Below are 24,829 nucleotides of genomic sequence, written 5' to 3' on the forward strand. Positions count from 1 at the left end.
CTTTTTACGTCCATTTTAAATTTAGAGACAGAGAAAGGACAGGAGGTGCCGGGGTGTGGATTCCCATACAAATCAATGAAGCCAGCGCAGAGCCGCTGTACCACCAGATCGAAACGCAGCTGCGTTCGATGATCGTCAGCGGGCAGCTTGGCGAAGGCACCCTGCTTCCGTCCATACGCGAGTTTGCGGGCAGTTTGAACTGCAGCGCCATTACGGTGCGGCGGGTGTATCAGGACCTGGAGAGTGAAGGACTGCTGCGAACGAAGCAGGGCACCGGCACTTTTGTGGGCAAGGTGGAGGAAGGCCAGCGGGGCACTTTTAAACGGACGTTTGTCCAGGAGGCGCTTGAGGCGGCCATCGACAGCGCAAGGTCGGTTCAATACAGCAAAGAAGAGCTGCAGGCGTTATTCCTTGAGCTATTAGAGAAGAAATTTGAGAACACGGCGAAGGGCGGGGATTCGGCATGACAGAATTGGCGGTAAAGCTGGAGGGCGTCATCAAGGCGGGAAGAAGGAAAACGATCGGTCCGGTGGATCTGGATATCCCGTCAGGCCATGTGGTGGCGGTCGTAGGCCCTAACGGCTCGGGAAAAAGCACGCTGCTTCATCTCATGATGAAGACGCTTCAGCCGGACGGGGGCAGCCTCGAGTGGTTTGGCCAGCGGCATGAGCGCACCTTGCCCGTGGAGCTTCAGCGGCTGATCGGCTATGTGCCGGAGTTCCCCCTGTACGAAGAAAATACAGTGACAGCCGAGCAGGCCGGCAGCTTCCGCGCTCGCTGGTATCCGGCCTGGGACGGGACAAGGTTTGAGCAGCTGCTCAACCGGTTTGGGGTTCCGAGAGGCATCAAGCTTTCGAAAATGTCGAAGGGCGAACGCCGGAAATTCGAGATTGCCGCCGCTCTGGCCTGCCGCCCCAAGCTGCTCCTGCTTGATGAGCCGTCCTCCGGGCTGGATCCCTTTGCCTGGAGGGAAATGATCACGGAGCTCCGCACCCTGCTGGCGGAGGAGGAAATGACGGTGGTGCTCTGCACCCATATCGTCGACGAGATCAAGAAGCTGGCCGATTACGTCTTTATGATGCGTGATGGTAAAAGCTACGGGATGGTCGAGAAGGATGCGCTCCTGAATTGCTTTCAGGAGTGGTGGATCCGCGGCGGCAAGGAGGAAGCCGGGAGCCTCGGGGCATTGGAGCTGGAGCAGGGGCCGGATCTGGTCAAGGTGCTCGTGAATCCCGAGGAAGCCGGCAAGCTGGCGGAAGGTGAGGGCATCGAAATTTTGCGGAGAAGGAGCATTGAGCTGGAGGAAGCGCTGGAGCTGTGGTTGAAAGGACATTTGCCTGAGGAACTGAAATGGAAGAGGGGGACGCTGGGATGACAAAACCGCTGGTATTGAATCAGGTATTCAAACAGTTTGGCGAGAAAACGGCTGTGAACGGGATTTCATTAGAGGTTGAACAAGGGGAGATTTACGGCCTGCTTGGCGCAAACGGCGCCGGAAAAACAACGACGATGCGGATGGTGCTGGGGGTTATTTTTCCGGATGGAGGGAAGATTTCCTATTTCGGCAAGCCTTACGGCCCGGATCAGCGGCATGAAATGGGCTACCTGCCCGAGGAACGCGGGCTGTACCCCAAAATCAAGGTGAGCGAGCAGATCACTTACCTGGCTCAGCTGCGCGGCATGTCCGCCAAGGAAGCCGACAAAAGCCTCCGCTATTGGCTGGAACGGTTTGAGGTGCCGGAGTATTACGATAAACGGATTGAAGAGCTGTCCAAGGGCAACCAGCAAAAGATGGGTTTTATCGCCGCCGTTGTGCACAAGCCCAAGATTCTGATTCTGGACGAAGCGTTCAGCGGTCTTGATCCGGTTAACGTCGAGCTGCTGAAAGCTAACGTGAAGCAGCTGCGCGACGAAGGCACCAGCATTTTGTTTTCGACCCACCGGATGGAGCATGTGGAAGAGCTGTGCCGGAACATTACGATTTTGCACCGGTCCAACCCGGTGATCCAAGGGGATTTGCAGGAAATCAAGAAACGTTACCCTCGTGAATCCGTGATACTGCATACTACCGGGCCGGTGGAAGGGCTGAACGAAATTGCCGGCGTGACCGGCGTTGAGCGAAAGGAACGCGGATACCAGCTGCGCATTTCGGATATTTCGGCGGCGAAGGCCATTTTGTCGGCGGCCATGGCGCAGAGCGAAGTCGAGCATTTTGAAATCCAGGAGCCTACGCTCAACCAAATCTTCATCAAGGAAGTGGGGGAGTCCAATGAATAAGCTCGGTACGGTCATCCGTTTCTCATTCATGAGCAAAGTCCGCAAAAAATCTTTCCTGATCACCATGCTGGTCATTGCCATTCTGATTACGATTTTGGCCAACGTTCCATTCCTGATTGATAAATTCATGAACAAAGACGACAAACCGCTGAACATCGGATTGGTATATGAGCCGCAGGCTCAAGTCGCCGAGAAGTTCCGCCAGGTTTCGGATCAGCTGAAAAGCTCGGATTACAGCCTTGTTGATTACCAGGGGAAGGTGGACGATGCCCAGCTCCAGCAGGACCTATCGTCCAAAAAGCTGGACGCCTACCTGAAATTTGGAGAAAATTCAAACGCCGGATTTCCCGAAGTGATCTATGTGTCCAAATCGGGTGACGGTCCGGGCCAGGGGCTGACGGCTACGCTGCAGAGCGCCCTGCAGTCGGTGAAAATGCAGATCATAGCGGGAGGTTCGCTCAGCGACAGCCAGCTTGCCGAACTGGCGGCCCCTGTTACGCTGAATATGGAGAAAGCCGGAAGCCCGGATACAACCGGCGGGAAAGAGGCCAGCGCCTCCGACAAGTCAAAAGTGGCTAACTATATTTATGTGTACATTCTAATCATCTTGTTCCTGATGATTAACACGACCACTGGCAGTATGATCGCTTCGGAGGTTACGGCGGAGAAAAGCTCGCGTATCATGGAGATCCTGATCACCAGCGTTTCGCCTCTGGTCCAGATGTTCGGCAAAATCCTGGCCATGTTTATGCTCGGTTTGCTGCAAATTTTGTTCTTTGCGGCCGTAGTGGCGGCGAACATCTCCATGCCGCATAACCGGGAAGCCATTAAAGGGCTTGGCGTTGATATTTCGCAGATCAGCGTGGATGTTTTCCTGTATGGGCTTGTGTTTTACATCCTTGGTTATTTCCTGTATGCGACGCTGTTTGCGGCGATCGGCTCTCTGGTCAGCCGGACGGAGGAGCTGGGCCAGGCAATCATGCCGATTACGCTGCTGCTGATGGTTTCCTTCTATATCGGAATCTTCAGCATCGGAACGCCGAATGCCATGCTGATCAAAATCGCCTCATTTATCCCGTTCAACTCGCCGATTTCCATGCTCGTAAGAGTGGGAGTAGGGGAGGTGGCTTCCTGGGAAATCGCGGTTTCGCTCGTAATCCTGCTCGTAGCCACCCTGTTTTTCGGCTGGCTGTCGGCCAAAATCTACCGGACCGGCGTGCTCATGTACGGCAAACGCCCTACGCTCAAAGAGCTGGGCAAAGCGATGCGGGCTTATAAGATGTAGGGATTTCTGATGTCTTGCTTTTATATTTATAAATATTTCCTGAACGGTGTCACAAAACCCCATATTTTTTAGTTATAGGTTATGAAAAGAGACGCGCGCGATGGATTTGAATCAAGGCGAGATAGATTTGAACGCTGTCATTAACAGTATTAAAAAAGGTGACAAACAGGCCTATGCCACAATCGTGGATCGTTTTCAAAGATCTATCTATTATAACTACTGAAGTGACTTTACCGGATGAACTGAAAATTTCTAAAGCACAGATGGGATATGATTTATTCGATGAAAAGGGGCGAAAGCTAGATGTGATTTATGGGAATGTGTCCGACGGCAAGATGCTTATAACAAATACTCGTTTTGAACCTTTCGAATCCATGCCGCATTCTGTAACTATAAAACCGTTCAGGTAGCTTAATAAAATGATAAAAGCAAAACCGCGTTTCAAAAAACGGATGCCGAAGGAAACATAAAAGTGGAGTATCTGCCTGGGTTAGAAATGAATCTTCCAAGTACAAGTAAGTAAATAAAAAATATCAGGCGAGGAGTACCTTCTTCTCGACACGAAAAAACGGACAGCATTTGCTGTCCGTTTTTTCGCTATCCGTTTCCCTTTCCATTCAACAGGGAAATCCAGAGAGACCAGCCTTTACATCGGCCCGCCCTTGCCCTCTTACAAATCTTTGTCGCCCTTAACTGTCGGATTCCCGGTCTGCTCCAGACGGGCTTCTTCCTTCTTCAAGGTATCGCTCACATGTTCAGTGTCCTGCACCTGGCGTTTGTGAATATCCACTTCACCGGTGACAACGGGTCGTTTGCTGACTTCCACCCGTTCCTCGGAGACCGGAATCCGGATCATTTCGTCACGGCCGATCGGCTCGCCGGTAGCTTCGTCCTGAACCGCCTTTTTCTCAATCACCACTTCTTCGCGGGTCACGGGAACATTAATGGATTGTTCATGTTCAACCACCTCTTTGCGCAGGTTGACCTCACCTGTGGTTTGACGTTTCTTGGAAATGTCCAGCTGTTCTTCATGCAGGCGCATGGTCCGTTCTTGACTTGTCCCATCCGGGATTATATCCGGACGGTCCATGGTCGCAATTTCCTGATAAAAGACCGGCTCTCTTGTTTCGCTAGTGCCGGCAGCCTGAGGATAGTGGCTCGCATTCATGGAATGATGGTTCCGGAATAAGGAGTAGACCTCATTTTTCCGGGTTTCAACGGCATCAACTATGACGAGGATCCGGCCGCTTTTTACGTTGGCATTGTACTCCTCGGCTTCATCCTCCGGAATTCCCATGCCCACTAAACCGCCGACAAGACCGCCCGTACCTGCTCCAACGGCAGCTCCTGTAAGCGTAGCGGCGATTGGACCGGCTGCGAGGATCGGACCGATGCCAGGAATCGCCAGAGCGCCTAATCCTGCTAGCAAACCTGCTATACCACCGAGGACACCTCCGGTCGCTGCACCTGCAGCCACACCTTCCGGCGCCTTCGTGCCTGTTTCTTCGTGAATGTCATTTAAGTCGTGTTTGTTCTTTCCGATAACGGAAATATCTTCCGCTCTGTAGCCCATTTCCTTCAAATCCTGAATCGCATTCGTAGCCTCTTGTTCTGTAGCAAATACACCCACTATTTTCTGTGTCATGGTTATTACCTCCAGATGTTGTGTTGGGTTCACATGTTACTTAACCACTACTCCTGGATTCAAACGACAATTTCAAAGGACCGTGGTCTTTTCTTCAAAATCCAATACAGATATCTTTCAGCAGCAGATTTTACTCGGATGGGGTCCAGAAGCCTTATGTAAAAAACACCGCACATCTGTGCGGTGCAGGTGATCGAACAAAAGCTTGGTCAGCCATTCTACTTATTGATGACTCGTTGGATGGTTAACCGTCAGCGGAATCTCATTGTTAAAGAGCCGGTTAATATCTCCGGCCAAGCGGAGGTAGAAATCCGACGATACAGCGACGCCATCCGCATCCAGTGTCAGGAAATACTGATTGTTTGGAATCATGGAGCTGTTTTCGGCTGCTTTGGCGATAGCGGTTCCTTCGTCGTATTCGTCGAACATGGCCACGTAACCCGTGGAAATCCCCAGGCTCTTCAGATCATAAGCCTGCCGCCACATGAAGTCTCCATGAAGCCGCGGGATCTGGTTTTTCTGCGCTCCGGGGTTCAGGTTGGACCAGGCGAATCCCGGGAAAATGACCGGCTGATAATCGATGCCATGCTGCTGGGTAAAGGTGAAGTCGGGACCGTATTGCGTCTGCTTGTAAAAGTCCGCCCCGTCAAGGCCGCTGAAACGGCCGACGAACCAAGGGGACAGCATATCGAGCGACTCGTATACGTCCAGAAATCCCGGCTTGGAATCGTTATTGCCGGTGCGCCAATACGTAGGCACGCCTCCGATTACGTAATAGCCTTGATTTTTGAACCAGCTGATTAAAGCGGCGGATTCCGCGGCCGTACCGGGACGGTCGGTAAAGCCGATGCCCCAAATGCAGACCACCGGCTTCCCATCTTGTTTGGCATAAGCGGATGATGAGGTCAGGTGCATTTTGTTCAGGATGTTGCTGCTAAAGTCGTGCTCAACGGCCTGCACCCAATCGCTGGGGTTCATACCCGTGATGTCATACATCACGTAGAATTTGCGATCATAGGTTTCGGCCGCATTTTTTACTTTGACGGCAACGCTGTCCCGGTTGGTTCTCCAGCCGTCCGGCGCGTCGCTTGCGCTGGCTCCGAAACGCTGCAGGGCTGCGCCGCTGATGTTGTAATTTTTCATCCATTCGAAATGTTTGTTCACCGTCTCCTGATCATAGGAGGAAAACAGCTTCGCCGGCTGCCCGTTCCCAAGATTCCCCAGGTTGGTGGAGTACAGCTTGGAATACTCGCGAAGATCCGGGTACAATTCAAAATTCACGTTGGAATTAGGCGTTGGCGCGCTGCTGTTTTTAGACCAGTGAATCCATCCGTTGTTCGGGGAGCCGTCGCCAGCCGCATTAAACCACCCTTGATAACCGGCAAAAAGCTTTCCGACCACATCCCCGTCGCTTGGCGGAGTCGGAGGATCCTGCGGATCGGAAGGAGCAGCACCGAACTTGAACCAGTTAATATTAAACAGGTTTCCGCTGCCTCCGGTAAATTTCAGGTACAGGTCGTGTGTACCGGTTACCGTGCTGATGGCCGCCGTAGTGGTAACCCAATTCTGCCAGCCGCCCGTATTGGATACTGCCGCGGTTCCGACCAGCGGACCGTTCAGGCTGTCCAGCCGAACTTCAATGGCCCCGCCGTTGGCGCTGCTGGCCACCCTGGCCTGAAAAGAACGGGCTCCGCTCCCGAAGTCCAAACCGTTAAACGCGATGTAATCCCCGTTATCGATGAATGCGATATTTTGCCCGCCTTCACTGGAGTTCTCCAGCTGGATGCCAAATTGGCTGTCAAAACCGGAAGCGGCTATCTGGTCAAAGGCGGAACGGGCCAAGCCAGGATTCGGATCCCCGGCAGGAGCCTCAGGCCCGTATGCTTCCAATTCGGAAACTTGGCCTCCCCCGGCTCCAGAGTTTGCCGAGAAATTGATTTTGATCGTTCTGGCTGACGTTTCAGGAAAAGTAATCTCTACCGAATTCGTGCCTGAATGGAACGTATAGTTTGCCGATGGGACCACCGTTTCGTAATTTGTGTCATCCATGCTCTTCTGGACCGACAGCGTTTGGGTGCGGTTCTCCCAGAAATCCGGCAGCTTGAGTGTTACCCGGTCTACCGCAGTTACGCTGCCAAGATCGACCCGAATCCAGTTGGGATAAGTGTTTGGGGCTCCTTCCCAATAAGTCGCTTGATTTCCGTCGTTTGCGTTAACAGCTGTATAAATCTGTGTGAAGCTTCCCGCCGTAACGGGTTTGTTCAATGCCAGGTTTTCCGCCGCCGCCGAAGCGGGGGGAGACAGGGACAAGGAAGAGAAGATCAGGACGAAAGCGAACAGCCAAGCCGATAAAGGTTTCTTTGTTAACGATTTCAAAATGGGCATCCTCCTTACAGAATTAAAATACTAGCAGCACAGCTGAATGGGAATTCATTCTCCCTTACACAGTTATAACATTGCTTGTTGGCAATTATGTATAAAATTGTTATTGATTCGATTAAATTTTAATTCGGTTAACTCGCAAATAGTTAACATATATCCCCAAATGAAGTGGTATAATCAGGAAATGTGTACTTGATTATCTGGATTTTCCATTTCAAGCTGAGTATGCGATAAAGAAAGGGGGAGGACGAAATATGGCTAGCGTGGAAGCTGGAAGCATGGGTTTTTTAGGTGTTTTTCCGATTGTGCTGCTCGTAATCTACTTGGTGCTGGCGGCCGTCAGCATTTATTGCCTGGTTTTGTTTATCAAGCTGGCTCGCCGCGGCATCAAGGCCTTGGATATTTTTCTGGAGGAGAAAAGAAGATAACCCCGAATACCGAATTCGTGTTTATTTTCATCCCGAAGGAGGGAGAGCTTGTGAAAAGGAAGGGGCTTTTTATTGCCGTTCTGTTGTTGGGATTATGCCTGCTGGCCTCCATTCCTCTGAAGCAATCGCTGGGGGATGTTATTTTTCGGGCTGCAGGGATTCCGCCATGGACAGGCGAAGGGGAAACCGGACTTCATCTGCCGGTGTTGATCGGGTTTGGTTTATTGATCCTGGGGATTGCTGGAGTCACCTATTATTATCGTCCCCGGTATCCGAAGGTTCAGAGCAGGGTGATTATAGGCTGCATCGCTTTTTTGATCTTGTTTCCCCTTGCAGCGGAGCAGGCCATGTACATAATAAAGTCCAATTCTACCGGAATTTCTACCCTGGCTTATTCGAAAAAAGACAGCGAGTGTTCGGTCCGATCGACAGACTTCACGGTTGAAGCGGATTGCATGTTTAAGATCATGAATTACAGCAGGCACACTCAAACCGTTTCGATTACCCCGGACTTGTCGGACTATTATCCGGATCTCCGTTTTGGCAGCAGGGAGCTTTCGGTTCCACCTCACAGCAAAGGGATGGTTGGCGGGAAATTTGTGGCGGATCAACAGCAGGAGGTTCAATTGACAGGCTGGCTGAAGGAGATATCGGCCGAAATCGAAGTGGACGGCCAGACTAAAAGGGTGAAATAGCGGTTAGAAACTCAGTAATCAAACCCAAAACCAGTCTTAAAAAAACAAAGACCAAAGGCGTTTATCTCCTTTGGTCTTCTTTTTGAGGTTATTGGACGGCTTTTGCCCGTTCGGCCCAATAACAGAAGGCCGCGAGCACGAACCCTAGACCGACCAGCAGCGCACCTACCCAAGGCAAAGCCGAGATTGAAAGCTGGTTAATGACCCAGCCGCCGATAAAAGCTCCGGCCGCATTGCCTAGATTTCCGGCGGAGTGGCTGGAAGTGGAGGCCAGCGCCGGCGCGCCTTTGGCCAGGCTCATGACGCGGATCTGCAAGCCGGGCATGACGGCAAAAGAGCTTAGACCCCATAAGAACACGGTCAGCACAGCGGCTACGTGGTTATGGACCGTGAAGGTGAGGATCGCAAGCAAGAGGCTGGTGACCAGGTAAATGCCCAGGATGGAGGGCATCAGCTTCCAGTCGGCCAGCTTGCCGCCGACGAAATTGCCGATGGTTACGCCGCAGCCGAACAGCACGAGGATCCAGGTCACGTTCGATTCGGCAAAACCGGTGATTTGCATCAGCAAGGGAGTGATATAAGTGAAAACTGCAAACAAACCGGCGTTGCCAAGCGCGCAGATCAGCAGGAACAGCATCAGCTTCGGTTTAACCAAGGCGACGACCTGCTGCAGCATGCTGCCGCTTTCGTCCCGCTTGATTTTTGGAATGAATATAATAACTCCGATCAAGGCAATGATACCCATCAAAGCGATGGTGGCAAAGGAAGCGCGCCATCCGAGATGCTGGCCGATGAACGTGCCGAGGGGAACGCCGATAATGTTGGCGATCGTCAGTCCGGCCATCATAAGCGAGACCGCGCCAGCCCGTTTATCCGGCCTTACCAGGTTTGAGGCAATGACAGCGCCTACTCCGAAGAAGGTGCCATGCGTCAGCGCCGTCAGAAGCCGGGCGCCCATAAGGAAAGCATAATTCGGCGCAATGACCGAAATGCCGTTGCCGAGTATGAAGATGACCATGAGCAGGCAAAGCAGCAGCTTCTGCGGAATGCGGTGGGTCAATATGGTCAGGATGGGCGCGCCGACCGCAACGCCAAGCGCGTACATCGTAATGAGCTGGCCCGCCGTCGGGATGCTGACCTTCAAGTCCTGAGCGACATTGGGCAGGATGCCCATGATTACGAATTCCGTCATGCCGATGGCAAAGGCGCCGATCGTCAGGGATAAAATCGAAACCGGAAACGGCTCTTTCCGGACTTGTTTAGTGGTTAGCGGCTGGGGATGCGACAGTTCCATGAAAATCCAACCTTTCTGTACAGTATGTTAACTCCGTCTTTTATCTCTATTTAAGATCCATAAAACCTATATCATCATAATGACAATCTGCGGGGATTAGCAAGAACTATTTTAAAAAAGCAAATAAGACCAAAGGAAATTCCTTTGGCCTTAAATAAAGCTGGAGAAGGACCTATCTACAGACCTGTGCTTATCCGACGGCACCCTGGCAAAACGACTTTTTTTCGATGGAAAACGGGCATTAAAATAAATGTCCAAGCCAAACGACAACCCAAACAATTCCGGCAAAAATAGCCCAGGCAATAAGCTGGTTGGTGATTTGCCGCCAAAGCCCCGGAACCCCTTCCTTTTGCAGCTTCTGCTGATAAACGTCGTGGTTGGCTTTATGGGCATAAGGATCGTTGGTGCCGGGATTCGGCGAAACGTTGAAATCAAAAGGATCAGGCAAAGGATCAACTCCTTTTGAAGATTTAATCTTGTTTTACAGTATATAGAAAATTTGGCGATCTGGCGAATGGAAAAAGAAAAGAAAGGCGCTTCCGGCTAAGCCGGAGCGCCTTTTCTAAATCAATTCTTATACAAATCCCGTTACCGGATGAGGCACATAAGGTTCCTCAAGCCGTTGAATTTCATCGGCGGTCAGGACGATTTCGAGTGCTGCGACCGCATCTTCCAAATGATGCGGTTTCGACGCGCCGATAATCGGCGCCGTTACGGGCTGCTTCTGCAGCACCCAGGCAAGCGCGATTTGCGCGCGCGGTACGCCGCGGGTTTCGGCGATTTCCTTGACGACGGCCGCTACCCTGCGGTCGGCTTCTTCGGTTGCCGCGTATAAGCCGCGTCCGAACTTGTCATTTTCCGAACGGTTGGTCGTTTCCTCCCAATCCCGGGTCAGCCGGCCGCGGGCCAGCGGGCTCCAAGGGATAACGCCGATATTTTCAGCCTGGCAGAGCGGAAGCATTTCGCGTTCTTCTTCTCGGTACAGCAGGTTTAGGTAATTCTGCATGCTGACAAAACGTGTCCAGCCATGGCGCTCAGCCGTAAACAGCGCTTTCTGGAACTGCCAGGCATACATGGAGGAAGCACCGATGTAACGGGCTTTGCCGGCCTTAACCACGTCGTGGAGGGCCTCCATCGTTTCCTCGATCGGCGTGTTATAATCCCAGCGGTGGATCTGATACAAATCTACATAATCGGTGCCAAGTCTTCTCAGACTGTTATCGATTTCCGACATAATCGCTTTGCGAGACAAACCTCCGCCGTTAGGGCCCGGGCGCATGACGCTGCGCACTTTAGTAGCGAGGACCACTTCATCGCGGTTGGCAAAATCTTTTAAAGCCCGTCCGACAATTTCTTCGCTGCTGCCGTCAGAATAAACGTTGGCCGTATCAAAAAAATTAATGCCGAGCTCCAGCGCCCTCTTGATAAAAGGGCGGCTCTGCTCCTCATTCAGCGACCAGGTATGATTGCCGCGTTCGGGATCGCCGTAAGTCATACAGCCCAGGCAAAGGCGGGATACCTGCATCCCGGTGTTTCCGAGTCTTACGTATTGCATGCGAATTCTCCATCCCTTCCATTCGGATATGATTTGGCAATGAATCAAGCATGTCCACATAAGCATGTGCTTATCTTTAGTTTAGATTACGGCGTCGGCAGTTGCAAATCCCTGCTTAAGCGTCTAAGGATAAACCGCTGCATTGGTAAAAAAACGCAGGCTTGTCACGTCAGGTGCCATCATGTACTATCGGTTTGAGGTGATAGAGATGACAACGGATCGACAAACGGAAACAATCGGGGTCTTGTTCGTATGCCTGGGCAATATCTGCCGCTCGCCGATGGCTGAAGCCATGTTCCGTCATCTGGTGCGGGAGGAGGGGCTTGAGAACCGCTTCCGCGTAGATTCTGCAGGCACCGGGGACTGGCATATCGGGCATCCGCCGCATCAAGGGACGCGGACCATTTTGGAGCGGTACGGCATTTCTTATGAAGGACTGCGGGCCCGGCAGGTAGCGGCCAATGATTTTTCGGAATTCGAATATATCGTAGCCATGGATGACTCCAATGTACAAAACCTTCGCAGGCTGATGAAGGGAACGCAGACCGAGGTGATCAGGCTGCTGGACCTGGTACCGGACGTAAAGAACAAAGATGTCCCCGACCCGTATTACACCGGCGACTTTGACGAGACCTACGAGCTGGTGGGCAGAGGGAACAAAGCTTTGCTGGAGCACATCCGTCAGAAGCATCGGCTGTAAAGCGGTACTGCGGCGATTCGAGGAAAGTCCTGGCATACCGGATAAATGTATAGATTCATCTAACTGAGGAGCCGCATCGGCTCCTTTTTTCTTTTCGAAGCTACACACGATGGACACAAGTTTTTTTTATACTCGGATTGGGGACGCGGAAGAAAGAGAAATGAGACGACCCAAGTTCACCGAATCCTCATATGCTTGGGTGAATTGGGGAATTATGGGGACAAGACAGAGAACAGGGAACAGAGACCCGGCAGATACGGAGTGAATGGAATGAAGCGGAAGGTATTGCTGGTGGAAGACGATGCGCTGATGCGCGAGTTTATAACGGATTATTTTAGGAAGGAAAACTGGGACGTTTACGAAGCGGAAAATGGGGCCGTTGCGCTGGAGCTGTTCGCTCAAACGAAAGTGGAGCTGGTCGTTCTGGACATCATGATGCCGGAGCTGGACGGGTGGTCAACCTGCCGGGAAATCCGGCGTCAGTCCAATGTCCCGATCATCATGATTACGGCCCGGACCGAAGACGATGACCAGCTGCTCGGATTTGAGCTTGGAGCGGATGAATACGTGACTAAACCGCTCAGTCCGCGGGTGCTCGTCGCCCGGGCGGCGGCGCTGATGAAACGGGCGGAACAAAGTCCGCAGCATCAGGGCGACCTGTTCGTGCAAGGGCAGCTTTCGGTGAACAAACAGTCGCATACGGTGACCGTAGCCGGGAACAAGGTGAATCTTTCACCTAAGGAATACGATCTGCTGCTGTTTCTGATTAATCATTACGGCAGGGTTATGCCGCGGGAATATATTTTGGACAGTGTTTGGGGCTACGATTATCTGGGCGACCTGCGTACGGTGGATACGCATATCAAGAAGCTGCGGGCCAAGCTTGGGGAAGAGGGACGGTATATCGCCACGATCATCCGCTCGGGTTATAAGTTCGAGGGGGAAACATGAGGACGCGCAGCGTCGTTTTTAAGCTGTTTGCCGTTACCTCCGCGCTCGTTCTCCTTGTGTTTTCTGTAACGATGCTGCTGGAAGGGCTGTTTTTCGAACGTTTTTACCGCTCGTCCAAAATCAATGCCCTGGCTCACAATGCACAGACTTTTGCCAAGCAGCTCCAGCAGGGCGAGGGCAGCGACCTGGAGCTTTCGCGGATGCTTGGTTCGTTCATGAACCGCAACGATGCCAGCACGGCGATTTTAAACGGCGATTTCACAAGAGTTTCAATCAGCCCTTATTTTATTCAACTCCGGACGGAGGGGAAAACCGTTACCGTCCTGTTCCCGCTTGAAGGGCTGCCGGTCAGCGGCATTCAGCCGAACGTCAAATCCGGCGACCGGCTGGTGGTGGACGGGATCTATATGGATGAACAAGATACGGTGCTGCATCCGGTGGATCTCAGCCCGTCGGGCGCGGAGCCGGGGGAAGGACTGGTGCGGGTTACCGGGACGATCACCGATCTGATCGTGCCGCAGCAGCGCTCCTTTAATCCTTATTATCAGGACGCGCTTATCGACAACGCGCTCAAGGACCTTGGGCCGCAAAACGGGCCGGATCAACGGCTCCGGGAGGGCAAGCTTCTCCAGCGGGAATGGATAGACGATTGGAGCGGCGTTCATTATGCGGTGCTCATCCAGCCGCTGCCCCAGCAGCAGATGCAAGGAGGGCGGGGATACTTGTTTGTCATGACCTCGCTGCAGCCGGTCGGCGAAGCGGTGGGGACTTTAAAGCAGTATTTTGTATATGCGGCGCCGGTCCTTTTGCTCCTTGTCCTTTTGCTTTCCTTGATCTACTCAAGGCTTGTATCCAGACCGCTGGTGAAGCTTAACCGGCTGTCGGCACGCCTGGCCAGGCTGGACTTCTCGGGACAGCCGGAAATCCGCTCCCGCGATGAATTTGGCGAGCTGTCGGGCAACCTGATCACCCTTTCCCGCCGCCTTGACGATACGCTGAGAGAGCTTTCGGAGGCTAATCTGCAGCTCCAGGAGGATGTGGAGGAGAAGGAGCGGACGGAGCAGCTCCGCAGAGAGCTGATCGCTAACCTTTCCCATGAGCTGAAGACGCCGCTGGGCATCGTTAAAGGGTTTGCGGAAGGGCTTCAGGACGGCGTAGCCGAAGATAAACGCGCGCGTTATCTGTCTCTGATCGTCAATGAGACGGACCGGATGAACGCTTTGATTCTTGATATGCTGGAGCTTTCCAAATATGAATTAAAGGCGGTCAGGCTGAATCCGGAAATTTTCCCGTTAGCGGAGTTTATCCAGACGCTTGCTGCTTCCTTTTCCCAGCAGATGGAGAAAAAAGGGCTTGAGTTCCGGATGGAGGCGCAGGGGAGAGGCCGGGAAAGCTACGTTACCGGAGATCCGGCCAAGCTGGAGCAGGTGGTGTTAAATCTGCTGAGCAATGCCGTCAGGCATGCGAATCCAAACGGGAAAATTACCCTTGAGCTCAGGCCTTCCGCAGGTGGCGAAATCACCGTATGGATTGAAAATACGGGCTCCGCTATCGCCGACGAAGACTTGGGCCGGATCTGGGACCATTTCTACCGGGCCGAGCGTTCCAGGGACCGCAAATCCGGCGGCACCGGCTTGGGGCTTGCGATCGTCAAGCATATTCTGGAGCTGCACGGCAGCCGCTTTGGCGCGGTAAATACCGCGCAAGGCGTAGCGTTTTATTTTACATTAAACGAATTTAAAGGAGACTACGAAGATGAAAACTAATAAAACGATTTTTGTTGGAGCTGCGTTGCTGCTCATGCTGGTGACCAGCGCTTGCGGCAAATCGGAAACGGGCGGCAGCCAAACGGACGACGCGGGAGGCAGCGGCACGAACGGCTCTGCTCAAACAAGCCAAAACGGCTCCACGGTTTCGGCAGCCCCGTCAGCGGAACCCGACGGAGCCTCCAGTGCTCCGGCTCCGGTCGAGGGTTCAAATGCAGCCCCTTCCACGACTGGTTCCCCTTCCGGCAATGCCGGAGCGGAGGACGGCAGCGGGAAAATTTTGATCATCATCGACCAAACGCCAAAGCCTACTACGGAAACTCGAAGCTTTGATTTTTCGATCCAGAAGGTGCCCGAAGGCTACACGCTGAAACAAATGCAGTGGGTTTCCGATACACACCAATTTTCGAGCACCCCGCAGGAGGCCCTGCAGAACGGGCAAACAGGAGGGGACGGATTTTACATTAGCGGAAACGGCCAATTTTCCGGATTTTTCTACCCGGCCGACATGAAAGGCGAAAAGGGCGAGGTCAGCTTTTTGTTCCAGAATGAGCAGGGGAATGAGCTCAGCTGGAAAAAGGAAATTGAATTGAAATAATCAGGAGAAAACATAACCGTAGGTCCAATGTCCCGGGCCTGCGGTTTTTTCTTTGAAGCAAGCTATTTACGAACAAATATCGAGTTCAGAGGTAAATAGGTTCGTTTTTATAAGATAAATTTACAGTATTTGATAATCAGGTTCGTGAATTTAAGTTTTTTTGCAGAATCATTGACGGATTTCTTAACACGACTATATAATCTCCTTAAATTTGGACCTAATTGATAGTTTAGTCAGGAAGTCCATTTTCAAAGCACTCCATGTTCTCTATGATTTATTGTAGAAAAGAGGTGATCTTCTCAGGCAAACAGTTCAATCTTAGTCTATTATTTAGTCTACCTCGATCTTTCAAGCTGCTTTATTTTCAAAATGTTAACCTCCATCATCATCAGGGAATGGCTTCCCAGAGGCGTTAAACACCTCGCCTTGCAAGCCGCTCCGGCACTTTATCGCCTTTAACGGCGATCCATCGATCTTTTCCAAAACCTACCCGTTTATTTTATTACGCTAGCAAGATCAACAGATTATTCAGATCTATAACAGAATTGATTTTGCCTTTCCGGCGCGGCGCGTTCTGCCTAGGGGCGTTTTTTTTCGTACCGGAAACCATATTATGACGCCCTGTCATAAGCTCCGGTCTTTGCCTCCTCTTGAATCAGGGATCCTCCGGCTAGCAAGCCAGGCCGATTTTTTTGATTTCTTTTATCTCTTTTGCCCATCCTCCAAGATCCTCCATCATCGTACCTATCAGTCGAATTTACCAGTCAGACAGTTTGACAGAAGGAGCGAACCACTTGAACAGAAAAGTAGCGAAACAATCTTTCTTATTCATGCTTTCCGTATCCTTGGCTTTTGGCGTTGTCCCATCGGGGGCCGCGGCCGAATTGGATACCGGTACCCGGCCGGCTTCGGGCCTGCAGGCACAGAGCCCCCGGATCCTGCCCCGTGCGGATGCAGCGGATACGGCTGATGCCAGTCACCGGGTCATCGTGAAATACAAAAGCGGGGCGGACCGTACCCTTGTGCACCGGGCTTATGCCAATGCGGCCCCCACTTATAAGCCGCTGTCCATCTCCGGCCTCGAAGTCCTGAACCTCGCGGCGAGCGCCGATGTCGCCACAGTGGTTTCCGATTTAAACAAGGATCCAAACGTGCTTTACGCCGAACCGGACATGAAGATAGTACGGAGCACATCCTCTTCTGAATCAACGGCCTCTTTAAACAAACCCTCTAAAACTCTGGTAAATGCCGGCCCGTCTTTGACTGAAGTTTCTCTGCCGGACAATCCGAGGTTCCCGGACCAGTGGGGGTTGAATAATACCGGCCAGCAAATCACGAAACCTTTTGCATTTCCGGATCACGGAATACCGGACATTGATATTGATGCTCCCGAAGCCTGGGCCATTACGACGGGGAGTCCGTCCACGGTCGTTGCTCTGCTGGACACGGGCGTGGACATCAATCACCCGGACCTGCAAAACAGGATTTGGACCAATTCCGGCGAGATTCCGGGCAACGGGGTCGATGACGACCGTAACGGATTTGTCGACGACGTGAACGGCTGGAATTTTTACGGGAATAACAATGCTCCTTACAGCATTTTTGATGATGATCTATACGGCACGCAGGCCGCCGGCGTTTTGGCCGGCTCAGGGGCTGAAGGAAACGGAATTTACGGCGCGGCGCCAAACATAAAAATCATGCCCGTAAAAATTATGGGTAAAAACGGCGACGGTTATTTGTCGGATGTGCTTTGGGGGATCGATTACGCCGAGCGCATGGGGGCGAAGATCGTGAACATCAGCTGGAGTCTGAACGGCTACAGCCAGGCGCTTAAGGATGCGATTGACGCTTCATCCATGCTGTTTGTCGTAAACGGCGGGATGGACTACATCAACCCGAATAAGGATCTTTCGCCCGAATACCCCGCCGCTTATGACAGCGATCATATTCTGGCGGTCGCCGGCATGGATATGAACGGGCAGCTGATCGACGTTTACGGACAAAAAACGATTGATATGGGGGCACCGGCCAGCAATATCCTGACGACGCTTCCCATACGCAATCCGGGAGTAGGCTTCCAGATCGGCAATGGCACCTATAAAGCTGTCTATAACGAACCGGGCTTCGAGTCCATGGACTTTGGCGTCCAGCAGGATGCCTTTGACCGAGCGCTCGATTATCTGGGAAAGCCGGACGGAAGCCCTTCCTCCATACTGCTCGTGCAGGATGATGAATATTGGGTTACTCCCAACTTGGTCCAAGCGGAGGATATAAACAAGCTGCCGACTTATCAAATGCTGCTGGGAGGACGGCCGCACGACACGATCAGCGTGAACATGGCCCAGGACGGCCCGCCGCTCCAAACGCTGCAGAAATACGATATCGTCATCTGGTTTTCGGGCGAAGGCTGGGGAAACAATCCGTTCGGGGCTCAGACAACGGTTTTGAAACCGGCCGACCAAGCCGGCTTGACGGCCTACCTAAAGGGAGGCGGCCATTTGCTGCTGTCTGGGGCGGGGGCGCTTTTTAACATCGAGCAAAGCGACTTTGTGAACAAGATGCTGCATTTGGAGAGCGTCCGTTATTTGCAGGACCGGCTGGGAGACTCAGCCAGGTGGAACGTTGCCGAGGGCCAGCCGGGGACGGTTTATGAGGGGGCAACTTACGGAATAAGCGGAACGACGGCCACAACCGTTGACCTGATGGAGGATTACAGGTCCAGCGATCCTTCCGTTACCCAAACCAATCTGTCCGTTCAAATCGAAGACTACGATTGGTACGACGGCATCGATCTTGCCGTCCCGTATGCCTCCGGAGTGGCCGCGCTAGTGCTTAGCCAGGATCCGGGCCTCGGCGCGGAAGCCGTCAGGGAAAGGGTGCTGCTTAGCGGCAAGCCGCTGGAGGGCTTGGCCGGAAGAACCAGCACCGGGAAGATGGTCAATGCCTTCAAGGCCCTTTCCGACGACAACCTTCCCGGACAGCTGCTCAAAGAAGGGCAGACGGAAGGAATCCTCGATTCGGCCGGCGATCCCCATGATGTTTATTATGTGCATCTGAACGGAGGAGACCAGTTGAACCTCTCGCTGAGCGGGGGCGAGGACACCGACTTCGATCTTCGGCTTTATAGCCCTGAAGCGTCCGATTTATCGGCGAGCGGGGAAGTGGTCGCAGAGTCGGCGCGGCAGGGAAGCTCAGCTGAATTTTTTTCTTATCAGGCCCCGGAGAGCGGCTACTATTACGTGGACGTTGCCGCCGTTAGCGGCTCAGGCGGGTACACGCTTATCTCTGGAATGGAAGAAACCTCGGGGGCAGGAACCTATGAGGATGACGATGCTTCCTTGTCTTATCAAGGCTCCTGGTCTTCGGAGCCGGGGACCGGGTATTCCGGAGGCACCCTCAAACGGCTGGATGAGGCCGGCAGCGTCAAATTTGCCTTCACCGGAAGCTCAATCGAGTGGACAGCCCTTAAGGACGACCGGATGGGGGTTGCGGATGTTTACCTGGACGGACTAAAAACAACCTCGGTTTCTCTTTACAGCGTCACTCCGCGGCCCCGTCAACCGGTCTTCAAGCAGCCGCTGCCATACGGCTATCACACCATTGAAGTTAAATGGACGGGCAAAGCGGACCCTGCCGCAAAACGGACGGTTCATGCCGTCAACGTGGATTCGTTTCTGGTACAAAACACGGCCGTCGATTATCCGGTGCTCCTAGAAGAATCCGACCCTTCTTTCCAATACACCGGTGCATGGACGTTAATTTCCAATGCTAATTATTCCGGCGGCAAAATGCAGATTACCAGCATCTCTGGCGCTTACGCGGAGGTGCCCTTCACGGGAACCAAGGTCACGCTGATGGCCGCGACTTCTCCAAACGGCGGTAAAGCGATGATCTACATCGATGATCAACCCGCGACGGTTGAACCTGTCGATTTTTACAGCCGCTCCAAGCAGTATCAGGCTGATGTTTTTGAGTCGGACGAGCTGCCTGGCGGTCCTCATGTTTTGCGAATTGTGAATTTGCATGACAAAAACCCGGAATCGGCCGGCTATGAAATCAACGTGGATGCGCTTCGGATTACGAAACCGGCATCGGGCGAGATTACCAAAGTTTATGAGGATACAAGCGCCTATGTTTCGTTTGAGGGCATCTGGACGGTGAATCTGTCTGCCCGGCATTCCGGAGGCAGCGCCAAATATGCCGACACAGCCGGCAATGCCGCCGAGCTGACCTTCCAGGGTACGAAAGTCAAGCTTCTTGCGCAAACGGGACCCAACCGGGGCAAGGTCGACGTCTACATCGACGGGGAGCTGGCAACGGCAGAACCGGTTGACCTGTACAGCGAGCACGCAAGTTTCCGGGTTCCTGTCTTCGAATCGACTTTGTTGGCTGCAGGCAGCCATGTCGTCCGGGTCGTAGGAACGGCCTCCCAAAACGCGCTTTCCTCCGGCCATTACGTGTCTATCGATGCTTTTTACGTAACCCAATAATTGCTTCATGTTTCACGAAGGGCTGATTGTCTGCGTTATTCATTATTTTCATACGGAAAAGGGGAACGGAAACTTGAAGAACATACTTATGAAAAAGACGGCCGCCTTTGCCGCCGCCCTGCTGCTCATGATGAGCGTGCCTTTAAACAGCCTGGCAGCAGGCAGCGGAACAGCCGCCGATTCGGGCGCATCGCTTTCACCGGAGCTTTTGAACCGCGTTAAAACACTTATGGAGCAGCAGGAAAAACCCGCGTCTTCCGCTCCCATCATTTCTCCCGGGATCGATACAACGTCAACGTCCAAAGTCAACGTCATTGTGCAGATGAGCGGTGATCCTGTAGCTGTCGGCAACTATTCGGCCAAGCTCAAGAAGAGATCGTTTTCGGTGCAGTCGGCGGAGCAATCCGTACTCAAGGAGCAGGCATCCTTTGTCAGTTCGGCAAACACCAAGGGAATCGGTTTAAAGGTAAACCATCAATACAATACGGTCTTGAACGGTATGGAGGTTACCGTCGAGGCGAACCGGATTCCGGAGCTTGCGAAAATGCCCGGCGTTCTCAGCATTCATGAAAATTATACTTATTACCCGCTGGACGATGAGGAACCGGGGGCCGGAATCGGAGAGCCTTCCTATGATCACGGTCCGCTTGACCAGCTCGGCGTGGAATCGGCCTGGGCTCAAAATCTGACCGGCAAAGGACTGAAAATCGGCGTGATTGATACGGGCGTCGATTATAATCACCCGGATCTGAAAGACGCTTTTAAAGGGGGTTATGATTCTGTTAATAACGACCCGGATCCGTATGAGGACCAGCCGCTAACACCGCAGGAGGACCCTTACGGCATAGGTTTTGAGGGGACTCAGCACGGCACCCACGTTTCGGGAACGATCGTAGGAAGAGCCGTAAATCCAACGCCGGAGATGGTGCAGAAAGGCGTTGCTTACGAGGCTGACCTGTACGTTTATAAAGTGCTCGGAAGAACCCCGAGCGGTGAAGTGTCCGGCTCTTCGGCCACGGTGATCGACGGCATCGAACGGGCCGTCAAGGACGGGATGAACGTCATTAACATGTCTTTGGGCTCGGATGCCGAAAAAGACCCTAATTCCCCGGACTCCATAGCGGTGAATAATGCCGTATTGTCCGGCGTTACGGCCGTTGTCGCAAACGGCAATGCGGCGGATTCCGGCCCGTACTATTATTCCATGGGTTCTCCGGCCGGAGCGCAGCTGGCTATCTCCGTAGCTGCGGCTACGACCGAAACCCGGCATTTCAGCGGTCAGTTTTCGGCTTTAGTCGGGATTTCTGCGGCTCTAAATGCCGCACAGGAGCCGTCCATGGAAGAAGAGGCGCCGCCAGCGGAAGAGACGACGCCGCCAGCAGAAGAGACGGCGCCGCCGGCGGAAGAGACGGCGCCGCCAGCGGAAGAGACGGCGCCGCCAGCGGAAGAAACAGCGCCGCCAGCGGAAGAGACGGCGCCGCCAGCGGAAGAGACGGCGCCGCCAGCGGAAGAGACAACGCCGCCGGCGGAAGAAACAGCGCCGCCAGCGGAAGAGGTGCCGCCGTCTTCCGGGAATGAGCCGGAAAGTTCCGTTACGGATGTTACTTATGCCCCGCAGATTGCAGCGGCGGGATCCGATTATCCGATAGAAGCTCTCGCCTGGACTACGGGCCGCACGAACTTCGCCGATATTCTTTCCGGTCCTCTGGACGCGGTTTACGTAGGTCTTGGCGATAGCCAGGACTACCGCTCCGCCGACGTTGCGGGCAAGGTGGTACTGATTTCGCGCGGGAACTTGACCTTTGATGAAAAGATCAAAAAAGCCCATGACGCCGGCGCAAAAGCAGCTATTATCTTTAATGGCAATTCGCTTGGCGCGGACTCGCCTGAGGCTGATCTATCCGAAGATATACCGGGCCGGAACGGGCCGATCGGAGATTCCGCCTATCTGGGCGACAACTTCGATTTCATTCCAACCTTCGATATGGCGGGCTTCGAAGGCCGTGCTTTAGCGAGGGAGATTTTGGCCCATCCGGGCGAACCTGTGAAGTTCACCTTTGCTTCGCAATTTGAAGAAAATATCATCCCCGGCGACAACATCGCAAGCTTCAGCTCCCGCGGGCCCAACTCCGACGGCAACTACGGCATCAAACCGGACATCAGCGCTCCGGGCGTCAATATTTATTCGACCTGGCCCGCTTACGGGAAATACAACCCGGATGCCAGCTACAGCCAAGCTTATAACCGCATCAGCGGGACGAGTATGGCGACCCCTCATGTGGCGGGACTGGCGCTGCTGATGAAGCAGGCTCACCCGGAATGGACGCCGCTGGATATCCGCGCGGCTCTGGCGAATACGGCGGACGCTCTATCCGATCCCGAAGGTACGCTTTATGATGTCTATTCCCAAGGAGCGGGCCGCGGCAACATCGCCCATGCGATTGAAACGCCGGCCTTGCTGAAAGCCATGGATGATATCAAGGTTTACGACGCCGATATGAATGCCGCGATCATGGCCAGCCAGGCCAGCAGCGTCAGCTTCGGAACTTTGGAGGCAGGCCGCGATGCGGTGACGGAGCCGCTGCAGCTGGAAAACAAGTCGGAAACCCCTTTGACTTATACGGCGCGAGTCGAAATGCATCCACAGGTCACCTCCGATCCAAACGACGTTATTCCTACTCCGGACATTACCGATATTGAAATGTCCCTTGGAGGCATGGATACCGCCGATTCCAACACAGTGACGGTATCCCCGGGCGGCGCCCATCCGTTTACTTTGACAGCCAAAGCCAAACCGGAAGCAGCGGATGGCGTCTATGAAGGGGAAGTTGTGCTTGAAAGCGCAGGACTTCCAACGCTTCATCTGCCTTTCGTTATTCACATTGGCGAAACTTCCGGCGATAATGACTTCGGTCTTCAAGACATGCGGTTGTCGGATGTAAAGCTCGCTCCGGGGCATCATCCGATCGACGTATCCGCAAGGCTGACGGCTGGCGACATTAACCGAGTTTACCTGCTTGCCGTGGACGTGAACGATAACGTGATCGGCCTGCTGGCGGATATGTATGCCAAAAATTACGCTGAAACCATTGCTCCAGGCAACATAAAGTTCGAGCAAATTGACGGCAGTTACGCATCCGTGGGCTATAACGGCACCTTTACAACCATCCCTAACGAGGATGGCACCTATTACCTCGGCGAACTTCCGGACGGCTTAGTGAAACTGGTCATGCTGGCCGTTCACATCCTGCCTAACGGGGTGGAAGACGAAAATAATGTCAATGTAGCATTTAAGACCGTAGATGTGGATCACAGCTATGATCCGGGAACGGATCCGGACAATCCGGGCGGCGGAAATCCGGATGACCCGGGAACGGATCCCGGACCAGGTCCCGATCCGAACCCTGATCCTGGTCCCGGCCCAGGCCCAGGACCAAGTCCGGGGACCCCTCCTCCGGCTGGAAATGACGGCGGAGTCCAGACCGGCAAGCCGGCGGCAAACTCTGACGTAACGCAAACCGTCCTTCAAAAAGGGCAAAAAAGCGTAGAGACCGAGTCTTCAGCGGTTCTGACAGACCGGAAACTGACCGTAACCACAACGGATGCCGAACTCGGGAAAGCGCTGGCGGGATTAAATCAGCCTGCAGCAATTATCCTGTCGGCAGAGAATGAGGCTTCAACGGAAGCTGACTTGCAATTTTCTCCCGAACAGGTCGTCATGCTTAAACAGGCGCCTGCCGGCAGCTCCGTAGTTTTCACCTGGAACGCAGCTTCGGTGGCCTTCCCGCTCGCCGCATTAAGCGGATTTCAGGAAGGTGCCGGACTTACCCTCAGCGTGCAAAAACAAACGGCTGCGGATTCGTCGTTCAAATCGGCCTATCCGGAGGCGGAAATTGTAGGTGACGCCTATTCCTTCGAGGCTAATATGACGTCCGGCGATAAAACAACATCTGTTGCGCTTACGGCGGCCCAGTCGTTTAAACGGGCTTTCCTGGTTAACCAAGAAGTGGAACCTGCAGCTGCTGGCGCCCTTTACGAGGAGGAAGGAAAGGTTTATCCGGTTCCTGCTCGGTTTACGCCGGCGCAAAACGGGTCCACGATCGTCACCATCAACCGGCCGGGTTTCTCTATTTACGCGGTAGCGAAACGCCATGCAAACTTTAGCGATACCAACACATCGTGGGCGAAGGATCAAATCCAAAAGCTGGCCGACAGCTTCCTGTTAAACGGGACATCGGCGGGTAAATTTGAACCTAAAGCAGACGTCACCCGCGCCCAATTCGCCTCCATGCTGGTTCGCGGACTGGGGCTGGAGAAGACGGGCCAGGCGGTACCTTTCAGCGATGTGAAGGGAAGCGACTGGTATGCGCAGGATGTAGCCGCAGCCTATGCAGCCGGTTTGATCCAAGGCATTGACGGAAAGTTCCAGCCGGACGCTAAAATCAGCCGGCAGGACCTGACAGTCATGCTGGCCAGAGCCGTCCGATTGCTGAACATTCCGCAGTCCGTGCCAACCGTGAAGCCGTCTTATGCGGATGCGGGCCAAATTGGAACGTACGCTCAGGAGAGCGTCCAGACGGTAACGGATTTGGGACTTATGCAAGGCTTCGAAGCACAAGGAGATTTCCGCTTTAATCCGCTGGGAGCAACCAGCCGTGAAGCTGTGGCCATGGTGTTGGCGAACCTGCTTCAAACTGCCGGTCTTATCGATTAACGGCGATTTCGATTGCCGTCTGCGGGGGCTTGCTGCAAACCGCTGC

The 24,829-nt window shown here is 53.4% G+C and carries 17 protein-coding genes; 12 read left to right on the plus strand and 5 right to left on the minus strand.

All coding sequences use genetic code 11. The annotated features are described in order from the left end of the window. The first annotated feature begins 53 nt into the window (after window positions 1-53). From AC3ZPD_RS15725 to AC3ZPD_RS15740, 4 genes are read left to right on the plus strand one after another with little or no spacing between them, the layout of a single operon-like run. On the plus strand, window positions 54-467 hold the full coding sequence (locus AC3ZPD_RS15725; RefSeq protein WP_490985233.1) for a GntR family transcriptional regulator: 414 nt from the start codon (window positions 54-56) through the stop codon (window positions 465-467). Beyond that, complete coding sequence (locus AC3ZPD_RS15730) at window positions 464-1,375, plus strand: ATP-binding cassette domain-containing protein (RefSeq protein ID WP_490985234.1); 912 nt, start codon at window positions 464-466, stop codon at window positions 1,373-1,375. The genes AC3ZPD_RS15725 and AC3ZPD_RS15730 overlap by 4 nt, the downstream gene beginning before the upstream one ends. Then, window positions 1,372-2,277, plus strand: coding sequence for an ABC transporter ATP-binding protein (locus AC3ZPD_RS15735; RefSeq protein WP_490985235.1), 906 nt, complete (start codon window positions 1,372-1,374; stop codon window positions 2,275-2,277). The genes AC3ZPD_RS15730 and AC3ZPD_RS15735 overlap by 4 nt, the downstream gene beginning before the upstream one ends. Then, window positions 2,270-3,562: an ABC transporter permease gene (locus AC3ZPD_RS15740; RefSeq protein WP_490985236.1), complete on the plus strand. Its 1,293-nt coding sequence runs from the start codon at window positions 2,270-2,272 to the stop codon at window positions 3,560-3,562. Before AC3ZPD_RS15735 ends, AC3ZPD_RS15740 begins: the two co-directional genes overlap by 8 nt. 670 nt (window positions 3,563-4,232) lie before the next feature. On the opposite strand, the gene AC3ZPD_RS15745 is transcribed toward AC3ZPD_RS15740, so the two are convergent. Then, entirely contained in the window at window positions 4,233-5,207 is a 975-nt protein-coding gene (locus AC3ZPD_RS15745; protein WP_490985237.1) for a YsnF/AvaK domain-containing protein, read from the minus strand. A gap of 222 nt (window positions 5,208-5,429) precedes the next feature. Then, window positions 5,430-7,583 carry a carbohydrate-binding protein gene (locus AC3ZPD_RS15750; protein ID WP_490985238.1) on the minus strand — a complete coding sequence of 718 codons (2,154 nt, stop codon included), beginning with the start codon at window positions 7,581-7,583 and terminating at the stop codon, window positions 5,430-5,432. Between the two features lie 260 nt (window positions 7,584-7,843). On the opposite strand from AC3ZPD_RS15750, the gene AC3ZPD_RS15755 reads away from it, so the two are divergent. Together AC3ZPD_RS15755 and AC3ZPD_RS15760 are read left to right on the plus strand one after the other, a co-directional pair. Next, entirely contained in the window at window positions 7,844-8,017 is a 174-nt protein-coding gene (locus AC3ZPD_RS15755; protein ID WP_490985239.1) for a hypothetical protein, read from the plus strand. Between the two features lie 50 nt (window positions 8,018-8,067). Then, complete coding sequence (locus AC3ZPD_RS15760) at window positions 8,068-8,712, plus strand: hypothetical protein (RefSeq protein ID WP_490985240.1); 645 nt, start codon at window positions 8,068-8,070, stop codon at window positions 8,710-8,712. Window positions 8,713-8,800: 88 nt separating this feature from the next. On the opposite strand, the gene AC3ZPD_RS15765 is transcribed toward AC3ZPD_RS15760, so the two are convergent. The 3 genes from AC3ZPD_RS15765 to AC3ZPD_RS15775 all read right to left on the minus strand — a co-directional run bounded on the left by AC3ZPD_RS15765 (window position 8,801) and on the right by AC3ZPD_RS15775 (window position 11,561). Next, window positions 8,801-10,006, minus strand: a complete 1,206-nt coding sequence (locus AC3ZPD_RS15765) for an MFS transporter (RefSeq protein WP_490985241.1) — start codon at window positions 10,004-10,006, stop codon at window positions 8,801-8,803. A 241-nt stretch (window positions 10,007-10,247) separates the two neighbouring features. Then, on the minus strand, window positions 10,248-10,454 hold the full coding sequence (locus AC3ZPD_RS15770; RefSeq protein WP_490985242.1) for a hypothetical protein: 207 nt from the start codon (window positions 10,452-10,454) through the stop codon (window positions 10,248-10,250). Between the two features lie 126 nt (window positions 10,455-10,580). Continuing rightward, window positions 10,581-11,561, minus strand: a complete 981-nt coding sequence (locus AC3ZPD_RS15775; protein WP_490985243.1) for an aldo/keto reductase — start codon at window positions 11,559-11,561, stop codon at window positions 10,581-10,583. Between the two features lie 208 nt (window positions 11,562-11,769). On the opposite strand from AC3ZPD_RS15775, the gene AC3ZPD_RS15780 reads away from it, so the two are divergent. The 6 genes from AC3ZPD_RS15780 (at window position 11,770) to AC3ZPD_RS15805 (ending at window position 24,783) form a co-directional block, all read left to right on the plus strand. Further along, window positions 11,770-12,261 carry a low molecular weight protein-tyrosine-phosphatase gene (locus AC3ZPD_RS15780; protein WP_490985244.1) on the plus strand — a complete coding sequence of 164 codons (492 nt, stop codon included), beginning with the start codon at window positions 11,770-11,772 and terminating at the stop codon, window positions 12,259-12,261. A gap of 270 nt (window positions 12,262-12,531) precedes the next feature. Further along, window positions 12,532-13,212 carry a response regulator transcription factor gene (locus AC3ZPD_RS15785; protein WP_490985245.1) on the plus strand — a complete coding sequence of 227 codons (681 nt, stop codon included), beginning with the start codon at window positions 12,532-12,534 and terminating at the stop codon, window positions 13,210-13,212. Next, window positions 13,209-14,978, plus strand: a complete 1,770-nt coding sequence (locus AC3ZPD_RS15790; protein WP_490985246.1) for a sensor histidine kinase — start codon at window positions 13,209-13,211, stop codon at window positions 14,976-14,978. Before AC3ZPD_RS15785 ends, AC3ZPD_RS15790 begins: the two co-directional genes overlap by 4 nt. Next, a complete protein-coding gene (locus AC3ZPD_RS15795) occupies window positions 14,968-15,576 on the plus strand; it encodes a hypothetical protein (protein ID WP_490985247.1) in 609 nt (202 codons plus the stop codon). Before AC3ZPD_RS15790 ends, AC3ZPD_RS15795 begins: the two co-directional genes overlap by 11 nt. A gap of 794 nt (window positions 15,577-16,370) precedes the next feature. Further along, window positions 16,371-20,069, plus strand: a complete 3,699-nt coding sequence (locus tag AC3ZPD_RS15800; RefSeq protein ID WP_490985248.1) for a S8 family serine peptidase — start codon at window positions 16,371-16,373, stop codon at window positions 20,067-20,069. 73 nt (window positions 20,070-20,142) lie between these two features. Beyond that, window positions 20,143-24,783, plus strand: a complete 4,641-nt coding sequence (locus AC3ZPD_RS15805) for a S8 family serine peptidase (RefSeq protein WP_490985249.1) — start codon at window positions 20,143-20,145, stop codon at window positions 24,781-24,783. Window positions 24,784-24,829 lie beyond the last annotated feature (46 nt).

It is taken from the genome of Paenibacillus mobilis, assembly GCF_058267595.1.

What these genes read in the sequence shown, in the direction of transcription:
- AC3ZPD_RS15780 (WP_490985244.1), top strand. Translation starts at nt 11,770, where the DNA reads ATGACAACGGATCGACAAACGGAAACAATCGGGGTCTTGTTCGTATGC.
- AC3ZPD_RS15745 (WP_490985237.1), bottom strand. Translation starts at nt 5,207, where the DNA reads ATGACACAGAAAATAGTGGGTGTATTTGCTACAGAACAAGAGGCTACG.
- AC3ZPD_RS15795 (WP_490985247.1), top strand. Translation starts at nt 14,968, where the DNA reads ATGAAAACTAATAAAACGATTTTTGTTGGAGCTGCGTTGCTGCTCATG.
- AC3ZPD_RS15740 (WP_490985236.1), top strand. Translation starts at nt 2,270, where the DNA reads ATGAATAAGCTCGGTACGGTCATCCGTTTCTCATTCATGAGCAAAGTC.
- AC3ZPD_RS15730 (WP_490985234.1), top strand. Translation starts at nt 464, where the DNA reads ATGACAGAATTGGCGGTAAAGCTGGAGGGCGTCATCAAGGCGGGAAGA.
- AC3ZPD_RS15755 (WP_490985239.1), top strand. Translation starts at nt 7,844, where the DNA reads ATGGCTAGCGTGGAAGCTGGAAGCATGGGTTTTTTAGGTGTTTTTCCG.
- AC3ZPD_RS15775 (WP_490985243.1), bottom strand. Translation starts at nt 11,561, where the DNA reads ATGCAATACGTAAGACTCGGAAACACCGGGATGCAGGTATCCCGCCTT.
- AC3ZPD_RS15735 (WP_490985235.1), top strand. Translation starts at nt 1,372, where the DNA reads ATGACAAAACCGCTGGTATTGAATCAGGTATTCAAACAGTTTGGCGAG.
- AC3ZPD_RS15765 (WP_490985241.1), bottom strand. Translation starts at nt 10,006, where the DNA reads ATGGAACTGTCGCATCCCCAGCCGCTAACCACTAAACAAGTCCGGAAA.
- AC3ZPD_RS15785 (WP_490985245.1), top strand. Translation starts at nt 12,532, where the DNA reads ATGAAGCGGAAGGTATTGCTGGTGGAAGACGATGCGCTGATGCGCGAG.
- AC3ZPD_RS15790 (WP_490985246.1), top strand. Translation starts at nt 13,209, where the DNA reads ATGAGGACGCGCAGCGTCGTTTTTAAGCTGTTTGCCGTTACCTCCGCG.